General features: G+C 70.4%; 18 protein-coding genes. 4 read left to right on the top strand and 14 right to left on the bottom strand.

The features are described from left to right. Nucleotides 1–139: 139 nt before the first annotated feature. The 10 genes from ADK36_RS33395 to ADK36_RS33350 form a co-directional block, all read right to left on the bottom strand. Entirely contained in the window at nucleotides 140–1,912 is a 1,773-nt protein-coding gene (locus ADK36_RS33395; protein WP_053200122.1) for an IucA/IucC family protein, read from the bottom strand. Continuing rightward, the gene (locus ADK36_RS33390) at nucleotides 1,909–2,457 is read right to left on the bottom strand and encodes a GNAT family N-acetyltransferase (RefSeq protein ID WP_048584024.1); all 549 of its coding nucleotides are present in this window, start codon (nucleotides 2,455–2,457) and stop codon (nucleotides 1,909–1,911) included. Before ADK36_RS33390 ends, ADK36_RS33395 begins: the two co-directional genes overlap by 4 nt. Continuing rightward, complete coding sequence (locus ADK36_RS33385) at nucleotides 2,454–3,731, bottom strand: lysine N(6)-hydroxylase/L-ornithine N(5)-oxygenase family protein (protein ID WP_053200120.1); 1,278 nt, start codon at nucleotides 3,729–3,731, stop codon at nucleotides 2,454–2,456. The genes ADK36_RS33390 and ADK36_RS33385 overlap by 4 nt, the downstream gene beginning before the upstream one ends. Then, a complete protein-coding gene (gene desA / locus ADK36_RS33380; RefSeq protein ID WP_053200118.1) occupies nucleotides 3,715–5,157 on the bottom strand; it encodes a lysine decarboxylase DesA in 1,443 nt (480 codons plus the stop codon). Before desA ends, ADK36_RS33385 begins: the two co-directional genes overlap by 17 nt. A 156-nt stretch (nucleotides 5,158–5,313) precedes the next feature. After that, nucleotides 5,314–6,123, bottom strand: coding sequence for a siderophore-interacting protein (locus ADK36_RS33375; protein ID WP_048584021.1), 810 nt, complete (start codon nucleotides 6,121–6,123; stop codon nucleotides 5,314–5,316). 124 nt (nucleotides 6,124–6,247) lie between these two features. After that, a complete protein-coding gene (locus ADK36_RS33370; protein ID WP_048584020.1) occupies nucleotides 6,248–7,294 on the bottom strand; it encodes an ABC transporter substrate-binding protein in 1,047 nt (348 codons plus the stop codon). 210 nt (nucleotides 7,295–7,504) lie between these two features. Next, on the bottom strand, nucleotides 7,505–8,665 hold the full coding sequence (locus tag ADK36_RS33365) for an acyl-CoA dehydrogenase family protein (RefSeq protein ID WP_053200116.1): 1,161 nt from the start codon (nucleotides 8,663–8,665) through the stop codon (nucleotides 7,505–7,507). Nucleotides 8,666–8,671: 6 nt separating this feature from the next. Continuing rightward, a complete protein-coding gene (locus ADK36_RS33360) occupies nucleotides 8,672–9,616 on the bottom strand; it encodes a hydroxymethylglutaryl-CoA lyase (protein ID WP_048584018.1) in 945 nt (314 codons plus the stop codon). Then, nucleotides 9,613–11,556 (bottom strand): acetyl/propionyl/methylcrotonyl-CoA carboxylase subunit alpha, encoded by a 1,944-nt coding sequence (locus tag ADK36_RS33355; protein ID WP_053200143.1) that lies wholly within the window; start codon nucleotides 11,554–11,556, stop codon nucleotides 9,613–9,615. The genes ADK36_RS33360 and ADK36_RS33355 overlap by 4 nt, the downstream gene beginning before the upstream one ends. Before the next feature lie 26 nt (nucleotides 11,557–11,582). Continuing rightward, nucleotides 11,583–13,199: a carboxyl transferase domain-containing protein gene (locus ADK36_RS33350; RefSeq protein WP_048584017.1), complete on the bottom strand. Its 1,617-nt coding sequence runs from the start codon at nucleotides 13,197–13,199 to the stop codon at nucleotides 11,583–11,585. 96 nt (nucleotides 13,200–13,295) lie between these two features. On the opposite strand from ADK36_RS33350, the gene ADK36_RS33345 reads away from it, so the two are divergent. Further along, entirely contained in the window at nucleotides 13,296–13,892 is a 597-nt protein-coding gene (locus ADK36_RS33345) for a TetR/AcrR family transcriptional regulator (RefSeq protein WP_048584016.1), read from the top strand. 1 nt (nucleotide 13,893) lies between these two features. Here ADK36_RS33345 and ADK36_RS33340 read toward each other — a convergent pair whose 3' ends face one another. Together ADK36_RS33340 and ADK36_RS33335 are read right to left on the bottom strand one after the other, a co-directional pair. Beyond that, complete coding sequence (locus tag ADK36_RS33340; RefSeq protein ID WP_107083830.1) at nucleotides 13,894–14,541, bottom strand: response regulator transcription factor; 648 nt, start codon at nucleotides 14,539–14,541, stop codon at nucleotides 13,894–13,896. Continuing rightward, nucleotides 14,538–15,674, bottom strand: coding sequence for a sensor histidine kinase (locus ADK36_RS33335; protein ID WP_053200114.1), 1,137 nt, complete (start codon nucleotides 15,672–15,674; stop codon nucleotides 14,538–14,540). Before ADK36_RS33335 ends, ADK36_RS33340 begins: the two co-directional genes overlap by 4 nt. A gap of 133 nt (nucleotides 15,675–15,807) precedes the next feature. Between ADK36_RS33335 and ADK36_RS33330 the strand changes: the two genes are divergently transcribed. The 3 genes from ADK36_RS33330 (at nucleotide 15,808) to ADK36_RS33320 (ending at nucleotide 18,706) form a co-directional block, all read left to right on the top strand. Then, the gene (locus tag ADK36_RS33330) at nucleotides 15,808–16,491 is read left to right on the top strand and encodes a DedA family protein (RefSeq protein WP_063784534.1); all 684 of its coding nucleotides are present in this window, start codon (nucleotides 15,808–15,810) and stop codon (nucleotides 16,489–16,491) included. A 155-nt stretch (nucleotides 16,492–16,646) separates the two neighbouring features. Further along, the gene (locus ADK36_RS33325) at nucleotides 16,647–17,804 is read left to right on the top strand and encodes an acyl-CoA dehydrogenase family protein (protein ID WP_048584058.1); all 1,158 of its coding nucleotides are present in this window, start codon (nucleotides 16,647–16,649) and stop codon (nucleotides 17,802–17,804) included. Between the two features lie 35 nt (nucleotides 17,805–17,839). Then, nucleotides 17,840–18,706: an acyl-CoA thioesterase gene (locus tag ADK36_RS33320; RefSeq protein ID WP_048584013.1), complete on the top strand. Its 867-nt coding sequence runs from the start codon at nucleotides 17,840–17,842 to the stop codon at nucleotides 18,704–18,706. 59 nt (nucleotides 18,707–18,765) lie between these two features. Here ADK36_RS33320 and ADK36_RS33315 read toward each other — a convergent pair whose 3' ends face one another. Together ADK36_RS33315 and ADK36_RS33310 are read right to left on the bottom strand one after the other, a co-directional pair. Then, on the bottom strand, nucleotides 18,766–19,554 hold the full coding sequence (locus tag ADK36_RS33315; RefSeq protein WP_048584012.1) for a phosphatase: 789 nt from the start codon (nucleotides 19,552–19,554) through the stop codon (nucleotides 18,766–18,768). Nucleotides 19,555–19,616: 62 nt separating this feature from the next. Beyond that, nucleotides 19,617–20,486 (bottom strand): helix-turn-helix domain-containing protein (locus ADK36_RS33310; RefSeq protein WP_199830300.1); only part of this gene is annotated, 870 nt, incomplete at its 5' end.

Raw genomic sequence — 20,486 nt, 5'->3', positions numbered from 1 at the left:
TCGCGCCCCGCGGCGGAGCCGCAAATCGACACAGCCCCGCGCCCCTGAAAGAAGGGACGCGCACGCCCCGGACGTATAGACGTGCACCCCCGGGGGACCGTACCCCGGGGGTGCCCGCCTGTCTGTGTGGGGCCGTGGACTACAGCCCTGCTATGGGGTTCTTCAGGTTGCCGACGAGCTGGAGGGCGCCCGCCGGGTCCGCCAGGTCGACCATCTGCTTGTTGTTGCGGAGCTGGAGGCGGTTGAGGCAGGACAGGGCGAACTCGGGGGCGAACATGTCGTACTGCTTGAACTTGTCGGCGAGTTCGGGCACCGAGTGCTGGTAGTCCCGGGTGACCTCGGCGACCGTGCGCCAGAAGTCGTCCTCCTCCAGGATTCCCTCGGCGGCGAGGTTCGCGGCGAGGAAGCGGAAGAAGCAGTCGAAGACGTCCGTGAAGATGGACAGGAGCTTCTTGTCCTCCGGGACCTCCACGCGCAGCCGCTCGACCGTCGGCGGCAGCACCGCGTCCGGGTCCATGACGGCGATCTCCTCGGCGATGTCCTTGTAGATCGCGCGCTGGACCACGCCGTCCTTCAGGGCCAGGATCACGTTCTCGCCGTGCGGCATGAAGACCAGGTCGTAGGCGTAGAAGCTGTGGAGGAGGGGAGTGAAGTACGCGCGCAGGTAGCGGCGCAGCCACTCCGTCGGCGTCAGGCCCGACTGCTCGATCAGCGCGCCCGCGAAGGACGTGCCCTCGTGGTCGACGTGGACGAGGGAGGCCATGGTGGCGAGCGACTCGCCGTCCTCCAGGGACGACACCGGGCTCTCGCGCCAGAGCGCGGCCAGCATCTTGCGGTACGGCGAGTAGCGGTCCGTCGCCGCCTCGTACTCCAGGTGCCGGTAACCGACGGCGGCGCGCTCGCGGATGATCGACAGGCCGGTCTCCCGCAGCACGGGGTCGTTGTCGATGAGCTGGGCCAGCCAGTCGTTGATGGCCGGGGTCGCCTCCATGTACGCCGCCGAAAGGCCGCGCATGAAGCCCATGTTGAGGACGGACAGGGCCGTCTTCACGTAGTGCTTCTCGGGGCTGGACCGGTTGAAGAAGGTCCGGATGGACTGCTGGGCCAGGTACTCGTCGTCGCCCTCGCCCAGGCAGACCAGGTGCTGCTGGGCGACCTCGGCGGCGAAGGTGACGGTGAGCTTGTTCCACCACTGCCAGGGGTGGACCGGGATGAAGAGGTAGTCGGCGGGGTCCAGGTCCTGGTCCCGCAGGACGCCGTGGAAGCGGTCGACGGTCTCCGCGCCCAGTTCGTCGCGGACGAAGGACTCGTACTCGATGCCGACACCGGCCGTGAACGCGGCGCGCGAGCGGTGGGCCGCCAGCCAGATCAGCCGGACCGGGCTCGCCGTCTCGGGGGCGTACGAGAGGTACTCGTGGATGCCGAAGCCGAGCCGCCCGTTGTTCGCGACGAAGCAGGGGTGGCCCTCGGTCATGCCGGTCTCGATGGCCTGGAAGCCGGACCTGACCAGCTCGGCGACCGGGACCTGCGGCTTGGTCAGCTTGTAGCAGGTGCCGGAGAGGGTGGAGGAGATCTCCTCCAGGTAGACCGGCAGCACCTCGTCGCTCAGGCCCAGGGACTTCTGGAGCTCGATGAAGAAGTCCAGGGCGGCGAGCGGGCGTTCGGCCCCGTCCCGGTGGCGGGTGATCGAGTCGGCGTCGACCTGCCAGTGGTCGAGGGAGTGGAGCGTGGCCGTGAAGGTGTACCGGGTCAGGCCGTCGTCGCTGCGGACGACGTATCCGCCGTCGCCGGTGGCCTCCGGGGTGATGAGGCGCTCGTGGGCGAACTCGGCGAGCGCCTTGCGGATCAGGAGGCGGTTGGCCCGCGCCCAGCGGTGGGGGGACAGATGCGCTACGGCGTCGGACAGGGTCATACGGCTACTCCTCGGGCGGACAAGCTGTGCCTGTCGAAGAAGCGCTGACGGGTGCAGAAGCTCAGCAGCGCCTTCTTCTCCGGCTTCTGGATCTCGCGCTCGGGCACGAAACCCACGGCTTCGTTCAGGGCGTGGACGGCCTTGTTGGCCACGTCCGGCTCGACGACGACGCGCTCCACCGCCGGGTCCTCGAAGAGGTGCGCCATCACGGCGGTGATGACGGACCGGGTGAAGCCGCGGATGGGCTTGTCGGTGGGCGGAGTGAGGAAGTGCATGCCGATGTCGCCCGGCTGAGGCTCGTACAGGCCGACGAGTTCGCGGTGGGCGGGGTCGTACTTCTCCATGAGGAAGGCGGGGACGCCGTCCTCGTCGAGGCCGAGCAGCGCGTGGTGGTGCTCGTCGGCCGCGATCTCCATGTAGGCGCGCTCGACGTCCACCAGGCTGGCGTCCTGCATCATCCAGAAGGCGGCCTTGGGGTGGGTGACCCAGGCGTGCAGGAGCTCGGCGTCCTTCAGGGGGTCGAGGGGGCGGAACGTGAACGTCATACGGAGAACTCCTGGAACGCGATCGTCTTCTCGACCGGGTAGTACTCGGTGCCGAGCAGCTCGCGGATGATGTACGCGTTCCGGTACGGGCCCATCCCCAGGTCGGGGCTGGTGATGCTGTGCGTGTGGACGCCGGCGTTCTGCAGGAAGATCCCGCGGCCGGTGACGTCGACGGCATAGTTGCGGGCGACGTCGTAGTTGCCCTGGGAGTCGTAGACCAGGCGGTCGCGCACGGGCTTGAGGAACTCCGGCTCCGCGTACTTGTAGCCGGTGGCCAGGACCAGGCCCTGCGAGTCGAGCGTGAAGTCCTTCTCCTGCTCCTTCTGACGGAAGGACAGGGTGTACGTGCCGTTCTCGTACGCCACGCTGTTCAGCGAGGAGTTGGTGAGCAGCCGGGTGGGGACGGGGCCGCCGAGGTTCTTCTGGTAGAGCAGGTCGAAGATCTCGTTGATCAGGTCGCCGTCGATGCCCTTGAACAGGCCCTTCTGCTGGGCGGTGAGGCGGTAGCGGGTCGCCTCCGGCAGCTCGCGGAAGTAGTCGATGTACTCCGGGGACGTCATCTCCAGCGTGAGCTTGGTGTACTCCAGCGGGAAGAAGCGCGGGGAGCGGGTGACCCAGTTCAGCCGGTAGCCGTGGACGTCGATCTCGCTGAGCAGGTCGTAGTAGATCTCCGCCGCGGACTGCCCGGAGCCGACCAGCGTGATCGAGTCCTTCTTCTGGAGCTCCGCCTTGTTCTGGAGATAGCGGGAGTTGTGGATGAAGTCGCCGCCCAGGCCCTGGCACGCCTCGGGTATGTAGGGCGGGGTGCCCGTGCCGAGGACGAGGTGACGGGCGCGGTAGGTGTCACCGGCGGCCGTCTTCACGACGTACAGCTCGTCCTCGTACGTCACCTCGGTGACCGTCGTGCTGAAGCGGATGCTGCTCAGCTTGTTCGCGGCCCAGCGGCAGTAGTCGTCGTACTCGACCCGCAGCGGGTAGAAGTTCTCGCGGATGTAGAACGAGTACAGCCGGCCTTTCTCCTTCAGGTAGTTGAGGAAGGAGTACGGCGAGGTCGGGTCGGCGAGGGTGACCAGGTCCGACATGAACGGGGTCTGGAGGTGGGCGCCGTCCAGGAACATCCCCGCGTGCCACTCGAAGTCGGGCTTCGACTCCAGGAAGACCCCGTCGAGCTCGTCGATCGGCTCGGTCAGGCAGGCGAGGCCGAGATTGAACGGGCCGAGCCCGATCCCCACGAAATCATGGGTTCTGGTCGGGTTTTCAGGACGCGCGGTCAAGGGACTCTCCCAGGTACTGCTCGGCGTGGCCGGCGATCAGGTCGAGGACGGCGGCGATGTCTTCGGTCGTCGTCTCGGGGTTGAGCAGGGTGAACTTCAGGTAGTGGCGGCCTTGGACCTTCGTGCCCGCGACCACCGCGTCGCCGGAGGCAAACAGGGCCTTGCGGGCGTAGAGGTTGGCGCGGTCGATCTCGGCGGGGTCGGTGACGGCCGCCGGTATGTAGCGGAAGACCAGGGTGGACAGGCTCGGCTCGACCACGACGTCGTAGCGCGGGTCGGCGGCCAGTAGCCGCCAGCCCTCCACCGCCAGGTCGCAGACCTCGTCGAAGAGCTGGCCGATGCCGTCGGCCCCCATCACGCGGAGGGTCATCCACAGCTTGAGGGCGTCGAACCGGCGGGTGGTCTGGAGGGACTTGTCGACCTGGTTGGGGATGCGCTCGGAGACCATACGGCGCGGGTTGAGGTACTCCGCGTGGTAGGTGGCGTGGCGCAGGGTCGAGGCGTCGCGGACCAGCACGGCGGAGGAACTCACCGGCTGGAAGAAGGACTTGTGGTAGTCGACGGTGACCGAGTCGGCGCGCTCGATGCCGTCGATACGGCCCCGGTACTTCACGGAGGCGAGCAGACCGCAGCCGTAGGCGGCGTCGACGTGCATCCAGGTGTCGAACTGGTCGCACAGCTCGGCGATCTCGGGCAGCGGGTCGATGGAGCCGAAGTCGGTGGTGCCGGCGGTGGCGACGACGGCCATGGGGACCAGGCCGTCCTTCCTGCAGCGCTCCAGCTCATGGGCGAGCGCGACGGTCTGCATGCGCTTGTCGTGGTCGACCGGGATGGAGACCACGGCGTCCTGTCCCAGACCCAGCAGTTTCGCGGACTTCTTCACGCTGAAGTGGCTGACCTCGGAGGCGAAGATCCGCAGTTTCGCGAACGAGTCGGTCTTGGCCTCCTCGCGCGCCAGCAGCAGCGCCTGGAGGTTGGACTGCGTGCCGCCCGAGGTGAAGACACCGTCGGCGTTCTCGCCGAGCCCTATTCGGGCGGTCGTCCAGTCGACGATCTTGCGCTCGATCAGGGTGCCGCCGGCCGACTGGTCCCAGGTGTCCAGGGAGGAGTTGATGGCGGAGAGGATCGCCTCGCCGAGTACGGCCGGGATGACGACCGGGCAGTTGAGGTGGGCGAGGTAGCGCGGGTGGTGGAAGTAGATCGCGTCCCGGAGGTAGACGTCCTCCAGCTCGTCGAGGACCGCGGCGGTGTCGAACAGCGGCTTGTCGAGGTCGATCGCGTCGATGGTGGGGGCCAGGGCGTCGACCGTGACGCCGGTGAACGGACGGTCGGTGGCGGCGAGTTTGGCTGCCACCCGCTCTATACCTTCGGTCACGGAGCGGCGGTACTGCTCCGCGGTCGTGTCATTGAGCAGGTGCGAGCGCATGGGGAGGTCCTCCGGTGGGGACGGGCCGTGATGTGCGGGATCCGGCTGAAACTTAGGTTAGCCTAACCTAAGTTCCTTTGAGTCAGGGCAGCCTCAGGGGTGACTGCGATCACTTACGTCGCGGTAGGTGCCCGATCGCCTTGATTTCAGCGGCGGTTACGCCTGCTCACGCAACTGCTCCTCGCTCATCCCCTGCCTCCAGTACCCCACGAAGGTGACCCGGCGCCGGTCCACCCCGCGTTCGCCGACGAAGTGCCGACGCAGCGCCTTGACGCGGCCGGACTCGCCCGCGATCCAGACGTACGGGTGCTCGGTGGGCGGGAGTTGAGCGGCTCGGATGGCGTCCAGGGCTTCCTCCTGGACCAGCCACGTGATCTCGGCGTCGGCCTCGGTCGCCAGGTCCTGGATGTCCCCGGCGTCGTGCACCTCCAGCCACACCCGGGCGCGGGTGCCGGCCGGCAGGGTTTCGAGGATGGCGGAGACGGCAGGCACGGCGGTCTCGTCGCCCCAGATCACCACGAGGTCGGTGTCGTCGGCCGGCCGGAACCGGATCGCCCGGTTGTCGGCGATGGCCGGTCCCAGCAGCAGGACGCGGTCACCGGCGGCGGCGTGGGCGGCCCAGGCGGAGGCGGGGCCGGCCGGGGTGTGCAGGACGAAGTCGATGTCGATCTCGTCGGGGCTGCGGCGCAGCGCGCGCAGCGTGTACGACCGCATCACGGCCCGTACGTCGTCAGGCAGTTCACGCCACCCCTGCCACCATCCGTCCCCGAGCTCCAGCGGAACCTGCGGCTCGGTCTGACCGGGGTGCGGCAGGAATATCGACAAGGACTGGTCGCGCCCGTCGGAGAAGAAGTACTGCAGATCGTCCCCGCCGAAGGTGACCCGGACCAGAGACGGACCGAGCCGCCGAGTCCGTACTACGTGCAGGGAGAAGAAACGGAACGGGGCGGCTACGGCGGTAGTCATATGTGCTCCTGAGGTGACGCGCCCCGAAGGGGCGCGGGGAACTGCGCGACCAGCCACGGCGGACGCGCAGTTCACCACGGTGCGGTGGACCTACGGCGCTGAACCGGCTCTCCCAGCGGAGCGCCTACGCGACCTTCTTGGCCTTCTCGATGGCCTCGGCCAGGCTCGTGAGCAGCGGCGTGCACTTGGCGTACGACAGAATCGGCTCGGGCGAGCGCCCGATGACCTGCCCGGCCTTCACCGCGGGAAGCTTCTTCCAGGTCGCCTCGGTGATGTCAGCGGGCTGAATCGTCGAGGAGCGGTCGTCCATCATGATGATGTCGGCCGGGTACTTGTCGACGTTCTCCCAGCTCAGCGACTCGAACCAGCCGCCGCCCTCCTTCTTGGCGCTCTCCGGCGGCTCGACGAAGTTCACCCCGAGGGCCTTGAAGTACTCCAGGTCGATGGAGAGGTTCGTGCCGGAGACGTAGAAGATGTCCTGGCTGGCGGAACCGGCCATCACCTTGATCTCGGGACGGGCCTTCGCGGCCTTGCGCAGCCGCTCCGCCGCCGCCTCGAAGTCCTTCTTCGCCTGGACGGCCTTGTCGGCCTTCAGGTCCGCGCCGAGGGACTCGGCCAGTTCCCACATCCGCTCCAGCGGCTGGGTCAGCTGACGGTCGTAGACGGAGATCGCGGCGCTCGGGGCGAGCTTGGCGATCTTGTCCTTGGACGCCTCGGGGACGTACCAGAGGGTGCCGGCGCTGTCGAAGGTCGTGGAGATGAGGACCTCGGGGGCGAATGCCGCGTACTTCTCGACGTTGAACTGGTCCCAGACGTTGCCGAAGACGGTCAGCTTGCTGACGTCCATGTCGCCGGCCTGGACATCGGCCTTGCCGTCCTGTGTCTTGGTCGGGCCGAAGACGCCCTTGATCTCAATGCCGTAGTCGTAGAGGGCGGCCGCGACGCCGACGAAGGCGACGATCTTCGTGGGCACCTTGTCGAGCTTCACCGTGGTGCCGCGGTCGTCCTTGAAGGTCCAGGGGCCGGACTTGGCGGCGGTCGTGGCCTCGCCGGAACCCCCGCTTTTCGCGTCTTCGTCACCGCATGCCGCGAGCACGGCCCCGAGGCCGAGGGCGCCGCCCGCGGCGAGGATGCCACGGCGGGTGAGGTGGGTGGCTCTGGCGTTGGACATGGCTACGCTGCTTTCGAACAGGGCGGATCACGCGCCGGACAATTCGAAGGTAGGTTAGCCTAACCTGAGCTGATGTCCAGGGGGTGGGGGGCCTTGTGATCGAAGCTGTGCGTGGGTTGTGCGGGGCGTGTACCCAGCCCGCAAGGCCCAACTCCCTTGCAATCAAGGGTCGTTGGGCCTCGGTCGGTTCGGGGTGTTTCCGTGCCGGGATCAGCCCACCAGCCCCAGCTCCCGCGCGATCAGCATCCGTTGGACCTCGCTCGTGCCCTCGCCGATCTCCAGGATCTTGGAGTCCCGCCACATCCGGGCCACCGGGTACTCGTTCATGAAGCCGTAGCCGCCGTGGACCTGCGTGGCGTCACGGGCGTTGTCGACGGCGACCGTGGACGAGTAGAGCTTCGCCAGGGCCGCCTCCTTCTTGAAGGGTTCGCCCGCGACCAGTCGGGAGGCGGCGTCGCGCCAGGCGAGGCGGGCCGTGTGGGCCTTCATCTCCATGTCGGCGATCTTGAACTGGATGGCCTGGTTGGCGCCGATGGGGCGGCCGAAGGCGTGGCGTTCCTTGGCGTACTTCACCGACTCGTCCACACAGCCCTGTGCCAGGCCGGTGGCCAGCGCCGCGATGGCGATCCGGCCCTCGTCCAGGATGCGCAGGAACTGGGCGTAGCCCCGGCCCTCCTCGCCCAGGAGGTTGGCCGCCGGGACCCGGACGTCCGCGAAGGACAGCTCACGGGTGTCGGAGGCGTTCCAGCCGACCTTGGAGTAGGGGGCCGCGACCGTGAAGCCGGGGGTGCCGGACGGGACGATGATCGACGAGATGAGGGGCTTGCCGTCCGGCTTGCGGCCGGTCACCGCCGTCACCGTGACCAGACCCGTGATGTCCGTGCCGGAGTTGGTGATGAAGCACTTGGTGCCGTTGATCACCCATTCGCCGGTGTCCGGGTCGAGCCGGGCCGTCGTCCGGGTCGCGCCCGCGTCCGAGCCGCCGTCGGGCTCGGTCAGCCCGAAAGCGCCGAGGATCTCACCGGAGCACAGCCGCGGAAGCCACTCCCGCTTCTGCTCTTCCGTGCCGAAGAGATGGATCGGCATGGCGCCGAGCGAGACGCCCGCTTCGAGCGTGATGGCGACCGAGGAGTCCACGCGGGCCAGCTCCTCCAGCGCGATGCCCAGCGCGAGATAGTCGCCGCCCATGCCGCCGTGCTCCTCCGGGAACGGCAGACCGAACAGCCCCATGCGGCCCATCTCCCGCACGATCTCGTACGGGAACTCGTGATGCTCGTAGTACTCGCCGATCTTCGGCGCCACGACGTCGTGCGCGAACTCCTCCACCGTACGGCGGAGTTCCTCCAGTTCGGGGGAGAGACGGTGGTCCATGGCTGTTCACTGCTCCTTGTGGGAGAGGGCTCGGACGGTGCGGGACGGGCTGGGTCGGCCCAGTTGTTCGGCCATCCACGCGCTCGTGGCGACGAGACGGTTCAGGTCGACCCCGGTGTCGATGCCGAGGCCCTGAAGCATCCACACGAGGTCCTCGGTGGCGAGATTGCCGGTGGCGGACTTGGCGTACGGGCAGCCGCCGAGGCCGCCCGCGGAGGCGTCGATCGTGGTGACGCCGTGCTGGAGGGCGGCGTAGGTGTTGGCCAGTGCCTGGCCGTAGGTGTCGTGGAAGTGCACGCCGACGACGTTCGTCGGCACGCCCTCCGCGTTGAGCAGGGACAGCAGCTCCAGCACATGGCCGGGCGTCGCGACGCCGATCGTGTCGCCCAGGCTGAGCTCGTCGCAGCCCATGTCCCGCAGCGCCTTGCAGACCCGCACCACCTGGCGGAGCGGGACCGCGCCCTCCCAGGGGTCGCCGAAGCACATGGAGACATAGCCGCGCACGTGGCGGCCCTCGTCCTTGGCCCGGGCCACGACCGGCTCGAACACCGCCAGCGACTCGTCCAGCGTCCGGTTGAGGTTGGCCTTGGCGAAGGACTCGGTCGCGCTGGCGAAGACGGCGATCCGTCGGGCGCCGAGGGCCAGGGCACGGTCCAGGCCGCGGTCGTTGGGGACCAGGACGGGCAGCCGGACGCCCTCCAGGCCGGCGACGAGCGGGAACAGCTGCTCGGCGTCGGCGAGCTGGGGCACCCACTTGGGGTGTACGAAGCTGGTGGCCTCGATCGTCGTCAGCCCCGCGTCGGCGAGGCGGCGGACGAACTCCGCCTTGATCTCGGTCGGCACGGTCGCCGACTCGTTCTGGAGACCGTCGCGTGCGCCGACCTCGTGGATCCGGACGCGGGCGGGCAGACCCGCCGCCGGTACGGCCATGGGGAGACCCTCGACTGTCATTCCGCCGCCTCCTCATGCGGTGCGATGACCGCCAGGACCTGGTCCATGGCGACCGTCGTGCCCGGTGTGACGTCCAGTTCGGCGACCGTGCCGGCGTGCGGGGCGGAGATGACGTGCTCCATCTTCATCGCCTCGACGACCAGCAGGCTCTGCCCGGCGGCCACGTCGTCCCCGACGGCGACCTTCACCACCGTCACGGTCCCCGGCATGGGTGCGGTGAGCGAGTCGGCGCCGGCGTGCGCGGAGCCGGTGAGGGACGCGGCGACCGGGTCGTGGTCGCGCACGTGCCAGGCGTCGCCGTCGCGGCCCAGCCAGGTGCCGTCCGGCAGGGCGGCGCGGTGGAAGGTGTGGCGGACACCGTCGAGGGTGACGGCCACCCGGTCGTCCGTGACGGTGTGGCTGCCGCGCGGGACGTACTCCACGGGGCCGGTGATCCGCAGATGGAAGCCGACGGGCCGGTGCTCGCCGCCCAGCCGCCATCCGCTCGGCACGGAGAACGGATCGGTCCACCCGTCACCACGAGGCCGCAGCGCGTCCAGGCGCACGGCCGCCGCCGCCTCGTACACCTCTTCCGGTACGTCGGTGGAGACCAGGTCGTCCACCACGCGCTCGACCAGCCCGGTGTCCAACTCGCCCGCGACGACCGCCGGATGCGCGAGGAGCCGCCGCAGGAACCCGGCGTTCGTCTGCACCCCCAGCGTCACCGTCTCCGCGAGGGCGGCCCGGAGCTTGCGGAGCGCGGTCGCGCGGTCGGGGCCGTACGCGATCACCTTGGACAGCATCGGGTCGTACAGGCTGCCGACCTCGGTGCCCTCGCTGAGCCCGGAGTCGGTGCGGATGCCGTCGCCCTGGGGCTCGTGCAGCCTGAGGACCGTGCCGCCCGAGGGGAGGAATCCGCGGGACGGGTCCTCGGCGCAGATGCGGGCCTCGACCGCGTGGCCGGTGAGCGTGATGTCGTCCTGCTTGTACGGCAGTTCCTCGCCCGCCGCCACCCGAAGCTGCCACTCCACCAGGTCCAGGCCCGTGACCAGCTCGGTGACCGGGTGTTCCACCTGGAGGCGGGTGTTCATCTCCATGAAGTAGTACGAGGAGGGGTCGCCGCCCGGCACGATGAACTCCACCGTGCCCGCGCCCCGGTAGCCGCAGGATCGCGCCGCCTGGACCGCCGCCTCGCCCATCGAGGCCCGGATCTCCTCGTCGAGCAGCACACTCGGCGCCTCCTCGATGATCTTCTGGTGCCGGCGCTGGAGGGAGCACTCGCGCTCCCCGAGGTGCACGACGTTGCCGTGACCGTCCGCCAGCACCTGGATCTCGATGTGCCGGGGCCGGTCGACCCACCGCTCGACGAGAAGGGTGTCGTCGCCGAAGGAGGCGCGGGCCTCGCGGCGGGCGGCGGCGATCTCGTCGCCCAGCACGGCCGCGTCCCGCACCAGCCGCATGCCCTTGCCGCCACCGCCGGCGGAGGGCTTGAGCAGCACCGGCATGCCGATCTCGCGGGCGGCGTCGGCGAGTTGACCGTCGGTGAGCCCGCTGCCACTGGAGCCCGGGACGACCGGCACTCCGGCGGCCTTCACCGTCTCCTTGGCGCGGATCTTGTCGCCCATCAGGGAGATGGCGTCCGCGGGCGGCCCGATGAAGACGAGCCCGGCGTCGGCGCACGCGCGCGCGAAGCCGGCGTTCTCCGCGAGGAAGCCGTAACCCGGGTGGACGGCCTGGGCGCCGGTGCGGGCCGCCGCCTCCAGCAGTCGCTCGACGGACAGATAGCTCTCTGCGGCGGGCGCCGGACCGATCCGTACCGCCGTGTCCGCCTCCCGGACGTGCCGCGCGTCGGCGTCCGCGTCGGAGAAGACGGCCACCGAGCGCACTCCCAGCGAGCGGAGCGTGCGGATCACGCGGACGGCGATCTCGCCCCGGTTGGCCACGAGGACCGTGTCGAACATGGTCTGCGTCATCGTCACAGTCCCCCTCACATCCGGAAGACGCCGAACTGGGGCTCACCCAGGGGCGCGTTGGCACAGGCGGTCAGGGCGAGGCCCAGCACCTGACGGGTCTCCAGCGGGTCGATCACACCGTCGTCCCAGAGGCGGGCGGTGGCGTAGTAGGCGTTCCCCTGGCGCTCGTACTGCTCACGGATCGGCGCCTTGAAGGACTCCTCGGCCTCCGCCGGCCAGTCCTCGCCCCGCGCCTCCAACTGGTCCCGCTTGACGGTCGCGAGGACGGACGCGGCCTGCTCGCCGCCCATGACGGAGATCTTGGCGCCCGGCCACATCCACAGGAAGCGGGGCGAGTACGCGCGCCCGCACATGGAGTAGTTCCCGGCGCCGTACGAGCCGCCGACGACGACCGTCAGCTTCGGCACGCGCGTGCAGGCCACCGCGGTGACCATCTTGGCGCCGTGCTTGGCGATGCCGCCCGCCTCGTAGTCCTTGCCGACCATGAAGCCGGAGATGTTCTGCAGGAAGACCAGCGGGATCCCGCGCTGGTCGCACAGCTCGATGAAGTGGGCGCCCTTCTGGGCGGACTCGGAGAACAGGATGCCGTTGTTGGCGACGATGCCGACCGGGTGGCCGTGGATACGGGCGAAGCCGGTGACGAGGGTCTGCCCGAACTCGGCCTTGAACTCCGCGAAACGGGAGCCGTCGACCACGCGCGCGATGATCTCGCGTACGTCGTAGGGGGTGCGGGAGTCGACGGGGACGGCGCCGTAGAGGCCGTAGGGGTCGACCTTCGGTTCGGTGGCGGGGGTGACCTCCCAGGGGAGGGACCCGCGCGCGGGGAGGGTGGCCACGATGTTCCGCACGATCCGCAGCGCGTGGGCGTCGTCCTCGGCGAGGTGGTCGGTCACGCCGGACACCCGGGAGTGGACCTCGCCGCCGCCGAGCTCCTCCGCCGTGACGACCTCACCGGTGGCGGCCTTCACCAGCGGGGGGCCGCCGAGGAAGATCGTGCCCTGGTCGCGGACGATGACGGCCTCGTCGCTCATGGCGGGGACGTAGGCGCCGCCGGCCGTGCACGAGCCCAGCACCGCGGCGATCTGCGGGATCCCGGCGCCCGACATCCGGGCCTGGTTGTAGAAGATCCGCCCGAAGTGCTCCCGGTCCGGGAACACCTCGTCCTGCATGGGCAGGAAGGCCCCGCCGGAGTCGACGAGATAGAGGCAAGGGAGGCGGTTCTCCAGGGCGACCTCTTGAGCCCGCAGGTGCTTCTTCACGGTCATCGGGTAGTACGTGCCGCCCTTGACCGTGGCGTCGTTGGCGACGATCACGCACTCGCGGCCGCTGACCCGTCCGATCCCGGCGATGACGCCGGCGGCCGGGGCCTGGCCCTCGTACATGCCGTCGGCCGCGAGGGGAGCGAGCTCCAGGAAGGGGGAGCCGGGGTCGAGGACGGTGTCGACGCGGTCGCGCGGCAGCAGCTTCCCGCGCGCGGTGTGCCGGGCGCGGGCCTTCTCGCCGCCTCCCAGCCGGGCGGCGGCGAGCTTGCCGCGCAGCTCGTCCACCAGCGCCCGATGGGCCTCCTCGTTGGCCCGCCATGCCTCCGACGCGGGATCTGCCGCGCTCGCAAGCTCCGGTGCCTCGTGCATCCTGCGGTCCCCTCACCAGTGGTCGACCAGTTAATGAGCGTTAACGCATTTCCTTCAGGTTAACGACCGCTAACCTCCCTGTCTAGAATTGCTTCCATGGCCACCAGAACCGACGCCCCCACCCGCCGCGAGCAGATCCTCAAGGAGGCCGCGCGGCTCTTCGCCGAGCGTGGTTTCCACGGCGTCGGCGTGGACGAGATAGGTGCCGCCGTGGGCATCAGCGGCCCCGGCCTCTACCGGCACTTCGCCGGCAAGGACGCGATGCTCGCCGAGCTGCTGGTCGGCATCAGCGGCCAGCTCCTGACCGGCGCGAAGCGGCGCCTCGCGGAGGCCGACGGCGTGCCGGCCGAGGCGGTCCTCGACTCCCTCATCGAGGGTCACATCGACTTCGCCCTCGACGACCGCCCCCTCATCACCCTGCACGACCGCGAGCTGGACCGCCTCCGCGACAGCGACCGCAAGCTCGTGCGGCAGCTCCAGCGGCAGTACGTCGAGCTGTGGGTGGAGGTGGTGCGCGCGGTGTACCCGGACCTGACGGAGCCGACGGCCCGCTCGGCCGTCCACTCGGTGTTCGGCCTGCTCAACTCGACCCCGCATCTGGGGCGGCCGGGGGCGCTGCCGGGGCGGGGGGTCACGGCGGAGCTGCTGCACCGGATGGCGCGGGGGGCGTTCGGGGCCGCCGGGGTGGCGTGAGCTACCCCTCGGCGGAGCCGCTCAGGTGCCGTAGTACCGCAAGGACGCGGCGGCTGTAGCCGGTCGTACCCGTCAGGCCGAGCTTGTCGAAGATCGCGTTGGTGTGCTTCTCCACCGCGCTCTGGGAGACGTAGAGCTGCTGGGCGATGGCGGCGTTGGTGCAGCCCTGGGCCATCAGCGCCAGGACGTCCCGCTCGCGGGGCGTGAGCCGGTGCAGTGGGTCGGTGCGGGTGCTGCGGGCGAGGAGCCGCCGGACCACCTCGGGGTCGAACGCGGTGCCGCCCGCGCCCACGCGGTCCAGAGCGGCGAGGAACTCCTCCACCTGCATGACCCGGTCCTTGAGGAGATAGCCGACGCCCTCGCTGCTGCCGCTGAGCAACTCGGTGGCATAGCGGCCCTCGACGTACTGGGAGAGGACCAGGACGGCCGTACCGGGATGGTGTCCGCGGATCCGAAGCGCGGCCCGCAGCCCCTCGTCGGTGTGTGTGGGTGGCATGCGCACGTCCACGACCACGATGTCGGGCGGATCGGCCGCGACCGCCGCCAGCAACGCGTCCGCGTTCCCCACCGCGGCGGTCACGGTGTGGCCTTCGTCGGCGAGGAGCCGGACGAGGCCTTCGCGCAGCAGCGCGGAGTCTTCGGCGATCATGACGCGCACGGCAGCTCCGCGGTGATGACGGTCGGGCCGCCGGACGGACTGTGGATGTCGAGTCGTCCGTCGAGGGCGGCGACGCGGCGGGACAGGCCGAGGAGGCCGCCGGCCGTGGGCCGGTGCGGAGCGCCACCGGTGCCGTCGTCCTCGATGCGTACCGCCATCTCGTCGCCGTGCCGGGTCACACGGATCTCGGCGCGGGTGGCGCCGGAGTGCTTCAGCGTGTTGGTGACGGCCTCGGCGGCGACGAAGTACGCCACGGTCTGCACGGGGACCGGAGGCGGGTTGCCGTCGAGTTCGTACGTCACGTCGACGGGCAGGACCGAGCGCTCCGCGAGCCCCTCCAGGGCCGCGGCCAGTCCGTGCTCGTCCAGGGCGGCCGGGTAGATCCGCCAGGCCGTCTCGCGCAGCTCCGTCAGGGCGTCGGCGGACTCCTCGTGGGCCTGGCGCAGCAGCGCGTCCGCCTTGGCCGGGTCCGCGGCGCGGCGGGCCCGGCCCAGCAGCAGCCCCAGGGCGACCAGGCGCTGCTGTACGCCGTCGTGCAGGTCGCGCTCGATGCGCCGGCGCTCGTCGTGCACGGCCTGCACCACCCCGGCCCGGGTCGCGGCCAGTTCGCCGACCCGGCGCAGCAGCAGCTCCGTCTCGCTGGGGCCGAGGTGGCGCCGGGCCAGCTGCTCGTCCAGCTGTGCCAGTCCGCGGCCGCCCTGTGCGCACAGGAACAGCAGGAACAGCCCGCCCAGCCCGGTGAGCGTGACGGTGCCGGGATGGAGGGGGTCCAGCACGAACCACGTCCACACCAGCAGCGAGGAGTAGAGGAGGGCAACCAGCGAGGTCAGCAACACCAGCAGGCCGAACAGCCCCAGCGGCCAGCGCGCCGCCAGATACCCGAACGCGGCCCGTCCGTCACCCGGAGGGTCCAGCTCGGCGGCGTGGAACACCGCCAGGCGGCGCCGCTCCAGCTCGGCCAGGCGCAGCGCGCTCGCGGGGACGGACGGCGGGCGTCCGGTCGCCAGAGCCCGCATCCTGCGCACCCCGCCGTCGGCGACGCAGACCAGCTCGGCCAGCGCCGTCAGGCCACCCAGCAGCAGTCCGGCGGCGAGACGGAGCCAGCGCCCGGTGAATGCGATCACGGTGGGCCAGGCTAGCCAAGGTCTCTGGCCGGCGCCCTGCGGAAAACCGCACTCCTGACGTGTGGAGTGCCACAGCCGGTCGTGCGGCCTTCCTCATACCGCCTTTAGGTCAAGACTTCGTAAAGTGGTCTGCATGATCATTGCTGCTGCGGCCGACGCCCCCGTCGGCGGAGTCGCCGGCTGGGCCGCCGACCTCATGGAGAAACTGGGCGGTCCCGGCGCCGGACTGGCCATCGCCCTGGAGAACCTCTTCCCGCCGCTGCCGAGCGAGGTGATCCTGCCGCTGGCGGGGTTCACGGCGAGTCAGGGGCGGATGGACGTCGTCGCGGCCGTCGCCTGGACGACCGCGGGCTCGGTGGCGGGCGCGCTGGCGCTGTACCTGCTCGGCGCGCTCTTCGGCCGGGACCGGCTGATCGCGGCGGCGGCGCGACTGCCGCTGGTGAAGGTCGCGGACGTGGAGCGGACCGAGGCGTGGTTCGTCCGGCACGGCACCAAGGCCGTGTTCTTCGGCCGCTTCGTACCGATCTTCCGCAGCCTGATCTCGATACCGGCCGGCGTGGAACGCATGCGGCTGCCCCTCTTCCTCGCCCTCACCGCGGCCGGCAGCCTCATCTGGAACACCGCCTTCATCGCCGCCGGCTACGCGCTGGGCGCCCGCTGGCACGAGGTCACCGACCTGGTCGGCCTCTACTCCAAGGCGATCCTGGCGGCCGTGGTCGTGGCGGCCCTGGCCTTCGTGGCGGTGCGGATGCTGCGGTCGGGGCGTGGGGCGCGGCGGCGTCAGGTCCGACGGGACGAGGAGGACGTACGGATCTGAGCGTGCGGCGTGAAGATCTTGACGAGCGCGAGGAGCGTGACGAGCGCGAGGAGCGTGACGAGCGTTACGGACCTTGACCTCTGGACGCCCTTGGATACTCGCCGGTACGGTTGAGTGAGCAAGCGCTTAGACATGGACGTGTGGAGGTGGCGGCGGTGCGCCGTACGGTGTTCAGTGAGGATCACGAGGCGTTCCGGGAGACCATCCGCGCCTTCATCGAGGCCGAGGTCGTCCCGGTCTACGACGAGTGGTTCGCGGCGGGCCAGGCGCCCCGCGACTTCTACTACAAGCTCGCCGAGCTCGGCGTCTTCGGCATCCGCGTCGACGAGGAGTACGGCGGCGCGGGCATCGACTCGTACAAGTTCGAGGCGGTGATGTACGAGGAGACCGCCCGCGCGGGTGTGCAGTTCGGCGGCTCCGGCGTGCACGTGCTGCTCGGCCTGCCGTACATCAAGATGCTCGCCAGCGACGAGCAGAAGAAGCGGTTCCTGCCGAAGTTCGTCTCCGGTGAGGAGATGTGGGCGCTGGCGATGACCGAGCCGGGCACCGGCTCCGACCTCGCGGGCATGAAGACCACCGCCAAGCTCTCCGAGGACGGCACGCACTACGTCCTCAACGGCGCCAAGACCTTCATCACCGGCGGTGTGCACGCCGACCGTGTGATCGTCTGTGCCCGCACCGACGCGCCCAGCGCCGAGGACCGCCGGCACGGCATCTCCCTGTTCGCTGTGGACACCAAGTCCGAGGGCTACTCCGTCGGCCGCAAGCTCGACAAGCTCGGCCTGAAGACCTCCGACACCGCCGAGCTGGCGTTCGTCGACGTGAAGGTCCCGGTCGAGGACCTGCTCGGCGAGGAGAACAAGGGCTTCTACTACCTCGGCCACAACCTGGCCTCCGAGCGCTGGGGCATCGCCTTCGGCGCCTACGCGCAGGCCAAGGCCGCCGTGCGGTTCGCCAAGGAGTACGTCCAGGACCGCACCGTCTTCGGCAAGTCCGTCGCCTCCTTCCAGAACACCAAGTTCGAGCTGGCCGCCTGCCAGGCCGAGGTCGACGCCGCCGAGGCCGTGGCCGACCGTGCGCTGGAGGCCCTGGACGCCGGCGAGCTGACGCCTGCCGAGGCCGCGTCCGCGAAGCTCTTCTGCACCGAGGTCGCGCACCGTGTGATCGACCGCTGCCTCCAGCTGCACGGCGGCTACGGCTTCATGAACGAGTACCCGATCGCTCGCCTGTACGCGGACAACCGGGTCAACCGCATCTACGGCGGCACCAGCGAGATCATGAAGTCGATCATCGCGAAGGACATGGGCCTGTAAGGCCCCTGCAATTACCTGCCAGTAGAAAAGGTGCCATGAACCAGGCACTACAGGGTCTCCTCGATCTGCTCGACCTGGAGCAGATCGAGGAGAACATCTTCCGCGGCCAGTCCCGCTCCGCCGTCGTCCCGCGCGTCTTCGGCGGTCAGGTCGCGGCCCAGGCACTGGTCGCCGCCGGGCGCACGGTCCCCGCGGACCGGCACGCCCACTCCCTCCACGCGTACTTCCTGCGCATGGGGGATCCGGGCGCGCCCATCGTCTACAACGTCGACCGCATGCGCGACGGCCGCTCCTTCACCACCCGGCGGGTGGTCGCGGTCCAGCACGGCAAGCCGATCTTCGCCCTGTCGGCCTCGTTCCAGGTGTACGAGGAGGGCATGGACCACCAGGCCCCCATGCCGCCCGCGCCCGACCCGGCGACGCTCCCCACCTCCGAGGAGCGGCTGCGTGGCTACGACCACCTCGACGCGGACGTCGTCGAGCGGTTCCTGGAGGCACGCCAGGCGGTCGACCTGCGCTATGTCGACGAGCCGCCGTACGGCCGGTTCGGCGAGCCCCGCGAACCGCACTCCCAGGTCTGGTTCCGCACCAACGGCAAGCTGGCGGACGACCCGCTCCTGCACGTCGTACTCGCCACCTACGTCTCCGACATGACCCTCCTCGACTCCGTCCTGCTCGCGCACGGCCGGGGCGGCTGGGCCGTCGGGGACGTGGTCGGCGCCTCCCTGGACCACGCCATGTGGTTCCACCGCCCGTTCCGCGCGGACGAGTGGCTGCTGTACGACCAGGAGTCACCGTCGGCACACGGCGGCCGCGGCCTCGGCCAGGCCCGCATCTACACACAGGACGGACAGCTGGCGGTGTCGGTCATCCAGGAGGGCGTGGTCCGCGTCCCACGCTGACCCACCGACACCCCGCCCGGCCGCCCTGGCATCAGGCCAGTCCGGCGCGAGGGGCGCGCCTAGACCAGTCCCGCCTCCGCCAGCAGGAACGTCGTCATCGGGTCGTAGTGGCGCGGGCTGACCACGTGGTCGTCCAGGGGTACGACCACCTGTACGGTGCCCTCCGCCTCCGCGAGGAACAGTGCCGGGTCGTTGCAGTCGGCGTAGCCGACGGAGTCCACGCCGTGCTGGCCGGCGTAGCCCGCCCAGCCGTGGTCGGCGACGACCAGGTCCGGTAGTGGGCGTTCCTCGCGTTCGAGTCCCGTCAGGATGGCCTTCATCGGGTCGCCGGAGTGGGTGTGCCAGAGGGTGGCGCCGTGTTCGAGGACGGCCACGTCGGCGAACTGCATGACGTAGCCCTCCTCCGTCTGGAGGCCCTCCGGGATGACGACGATCTCGCAGCCCGCCGTGCGCAGAGCGGCGGCGGTGGCGCGGTGGACGTCGAGCAGGCCGCCCGGGTGGCCCGTCGCGAAGAGCACGCGCTGCTGCCCGTCGGCCGCCTTGCGCAGGCGGGCCGCCATCCGCTCCAGGGCGGCCACCGTCAGCTCGGGGTCGATGGTGTCCTGGCCGTGGCGGTGCTCCGCGTCGTCGTTCACGCCGACGCGCTCCGCCATCACCGCGAGCACGTCCTGCTCGTCGGTCCAGCGGTCGCCGAGCTCCAGGCCGAGCCAGTAGTGGCGGTTGCCGTTCGCCAGCTGGCGGTAGTGGGAGAGGTTGTTCTCGCGGGGCGTCGCGACGTCGCCCGCGATACGGGTTCTGACGAGGTGGTCGACGAGCTCGGCGCGGCTGGGTGTCCCGGGTATCGGCATGCCTCCCATTGTGAGGCAGACAACTGTGGGAACACCCGAGTCCGGGACGCGTGCGACGCGGATCACCGTTCGCCGTGGCGCAGGGCGAACCACAACTCCATCCGTACGTCCGGGTCGTCCAGGTCCGTGTCGAGGAGCGTCGCGCAACGGGCGATCCGCTGCCGGACCGTGTTGCGGTGGACGGACAGGGCGACGGCCGTGCGGTCCCAACTGCCGTGCAGGGAGAGCCAGGTGCGCAGGGTCTCCGTGAGGGGGGCGGTGAGGGGCGCGAGGAGTGCGCGGGCGTGGGACTCCGCCTCGTCGGGGGAGAGCAGGTCGGTGAGGGCCGGGCGGTGGCTGCCGTGCCGGAACAGGGGCGTGCGGGTGGCCCGGGCGCGGGACAGGGCCCGGGCCGCCTGGGTGTCGGCCGCCGGCCAGTCCCGGGCGGTCGCGGGGGCGCTCACCCCCAGGGTCCAGCCGGGCTGCGGTGACGGTTCGCGGTCCGCCGGGGCGAGAACGCGGACGACGTCCGGCGCGAGGTCGACCAGCGGGGAGCCGAGGGCCGCGCCCAGCGCCGAGGCCGCCACGGGGTCGCAGGGCTGGGTGTCGGGGCGGCCGTGGACCACGAGCCAGCGGTCGGCCCCCAGCAGCGGGGCCACCGTCTGCGGCTCGGCGCCCAGCAGCAGCCGTACGAGCGCCGACGACCGGGCCGCTCCCGAGCCGCTCTGGTGCTCGCCGGTGAGGAGGGAGAGGAGTACGGCGGCGACGGAGGCGATGGTGTGGTCGCCGGGGTCCCGGTGCGGGGCGGCGACCCCGAGGGCGAAGCCCTGGCCGGCACCGAGGGCGTAGGCGGCGAGGTGGGTGCCGGCGATGGTGTCGGTGGCGGAGGTGGGCGTCCCCGGACCCGAGGGCCGTACGACCGACGCGAGCTGGGACAACGACCCGCTCACCGC

Origin of the sequence: Streptomyces viridochromogenes (genome assembly GCF_001270495.1) — a bacterium.
GTDB classification, from domain to species: Bacteria; Actinomycetota; Actinomycetes; order Streptomycetales; family Streptomycetaceae; genus Streptomyces; species Streptomyces viridochromogenes_A.
This window is presented reverse-complemented; position numbering and strand designations above follow the sequence as displayed.

What these genes read in the sequence shown, in the direction of transcription:
- ADK36_RS33395 (WP_053200122.1), bottom strand. Translation starts at nt 1,912, where the DNA reads ATGACCCTGTCCGACGCCGTAGCGCATCTGTCCCCCCACCGCTGGGCG.
- ADK36_RS33390 (WP_048584024.1), bottom strand. Translation starts at nt 2,457, where the DNA reads ATGACGTTCACGTTCCGCCCCCTCGACCCCCTGAAGGACGCCGAGCTC.
- desA (WP_053200118.1), bottom strand. Translation starts at nt 5,157, where the DNA reads ATGCGCTCGCACCTGCTCAATGACACGACCGCGGAGCAGTACCGCCGC.
- ADK36_RS33375 (WP_048584021.1), bottom strand. Translation starts at nt 6,123, where the DNA reads ATGACTACCGCCGTAGCCGCCCCGTTCCGTTTCTTCTCCCTGCACGTA.
- ADK36_RS33370 (WP_048584020.1), bottom strand. Translation starts at nt 7,294, where the DNA reads ATGTCCAACGCCAGAGCCACCCACCTCACCCGCCGTGGCATCCTCGCC.
- ADK36_RS33365 (WP_053200116.1), bottom strand. Translation starts at nt 8,665, where the DNA reads ATGGACCACCGTCTCTCCCCCGAACTGGAGGAACTCCGCCGTACGGTG.
- ADK36_RS33360 (WP_048584018.1), bottom strand. Translation starts at nt 9,616, where the DNA reads ATGACAGTCGAGGGTCTCCCCATGGCCGTACCGGCGGCGGGTCTGCCC.
- ADK36_RS33355 (WP_053200143.1), bottom strand. Translation starts at nt 11,556, where the DNA reads ATGTTCGACACGGTCCTCGTGGCCAACCGGGGCGAGATCGCCGTCCGC.
- ADK36_RS33350 (WP_048584017.1), bottom strand. Translation starts at nt 13,199, where the DNA reads ATGCACGAGGCACCGGAGCTTGCGAGCGCGGCAGATCCCGCGTCGGAG.
- ADK36_RS33345 (WP_048584016.1), top strand. Translation starts at nt 13,296, where the DNA reads ATGGCCACCAGAACCGACGCCCCCACCCGCCGCGAGCAGATCCTCAAG.
- ADK36_RS33340 (WP_107083830.1), bottom strand. Translation starts at nt 14,541, where the DNA reads ATGATCGCCGAAGACTCCGCGCTGCTGCGCGAAGGCCTCGTCCGGCTC.
- ADK36_RS33330 (WP_063784534.1), top strand. Translation starts at nt 15,808, where the DNA reads ATGATCATTGCTGCTGCGGCCGACGCCCCCGTCGGCGGAGTCGCCGGC.
- ADK36_RS33320 (WP_048584013.1), top strand. Translation starts at nt 17,840, where the DNA reads ATGAACCAGGCACTACAGGGTCTCCTCGATCTGCTCGACCTGGAGCAG.
- ADK36_RS33315 (WP_048584012.1), bottom strand. Translation starts at nt 19,554, where the DNA reads ATGCCGATACCCGGGACACCCAGCCGCGCCGAGCTCGTCGACCACCTC.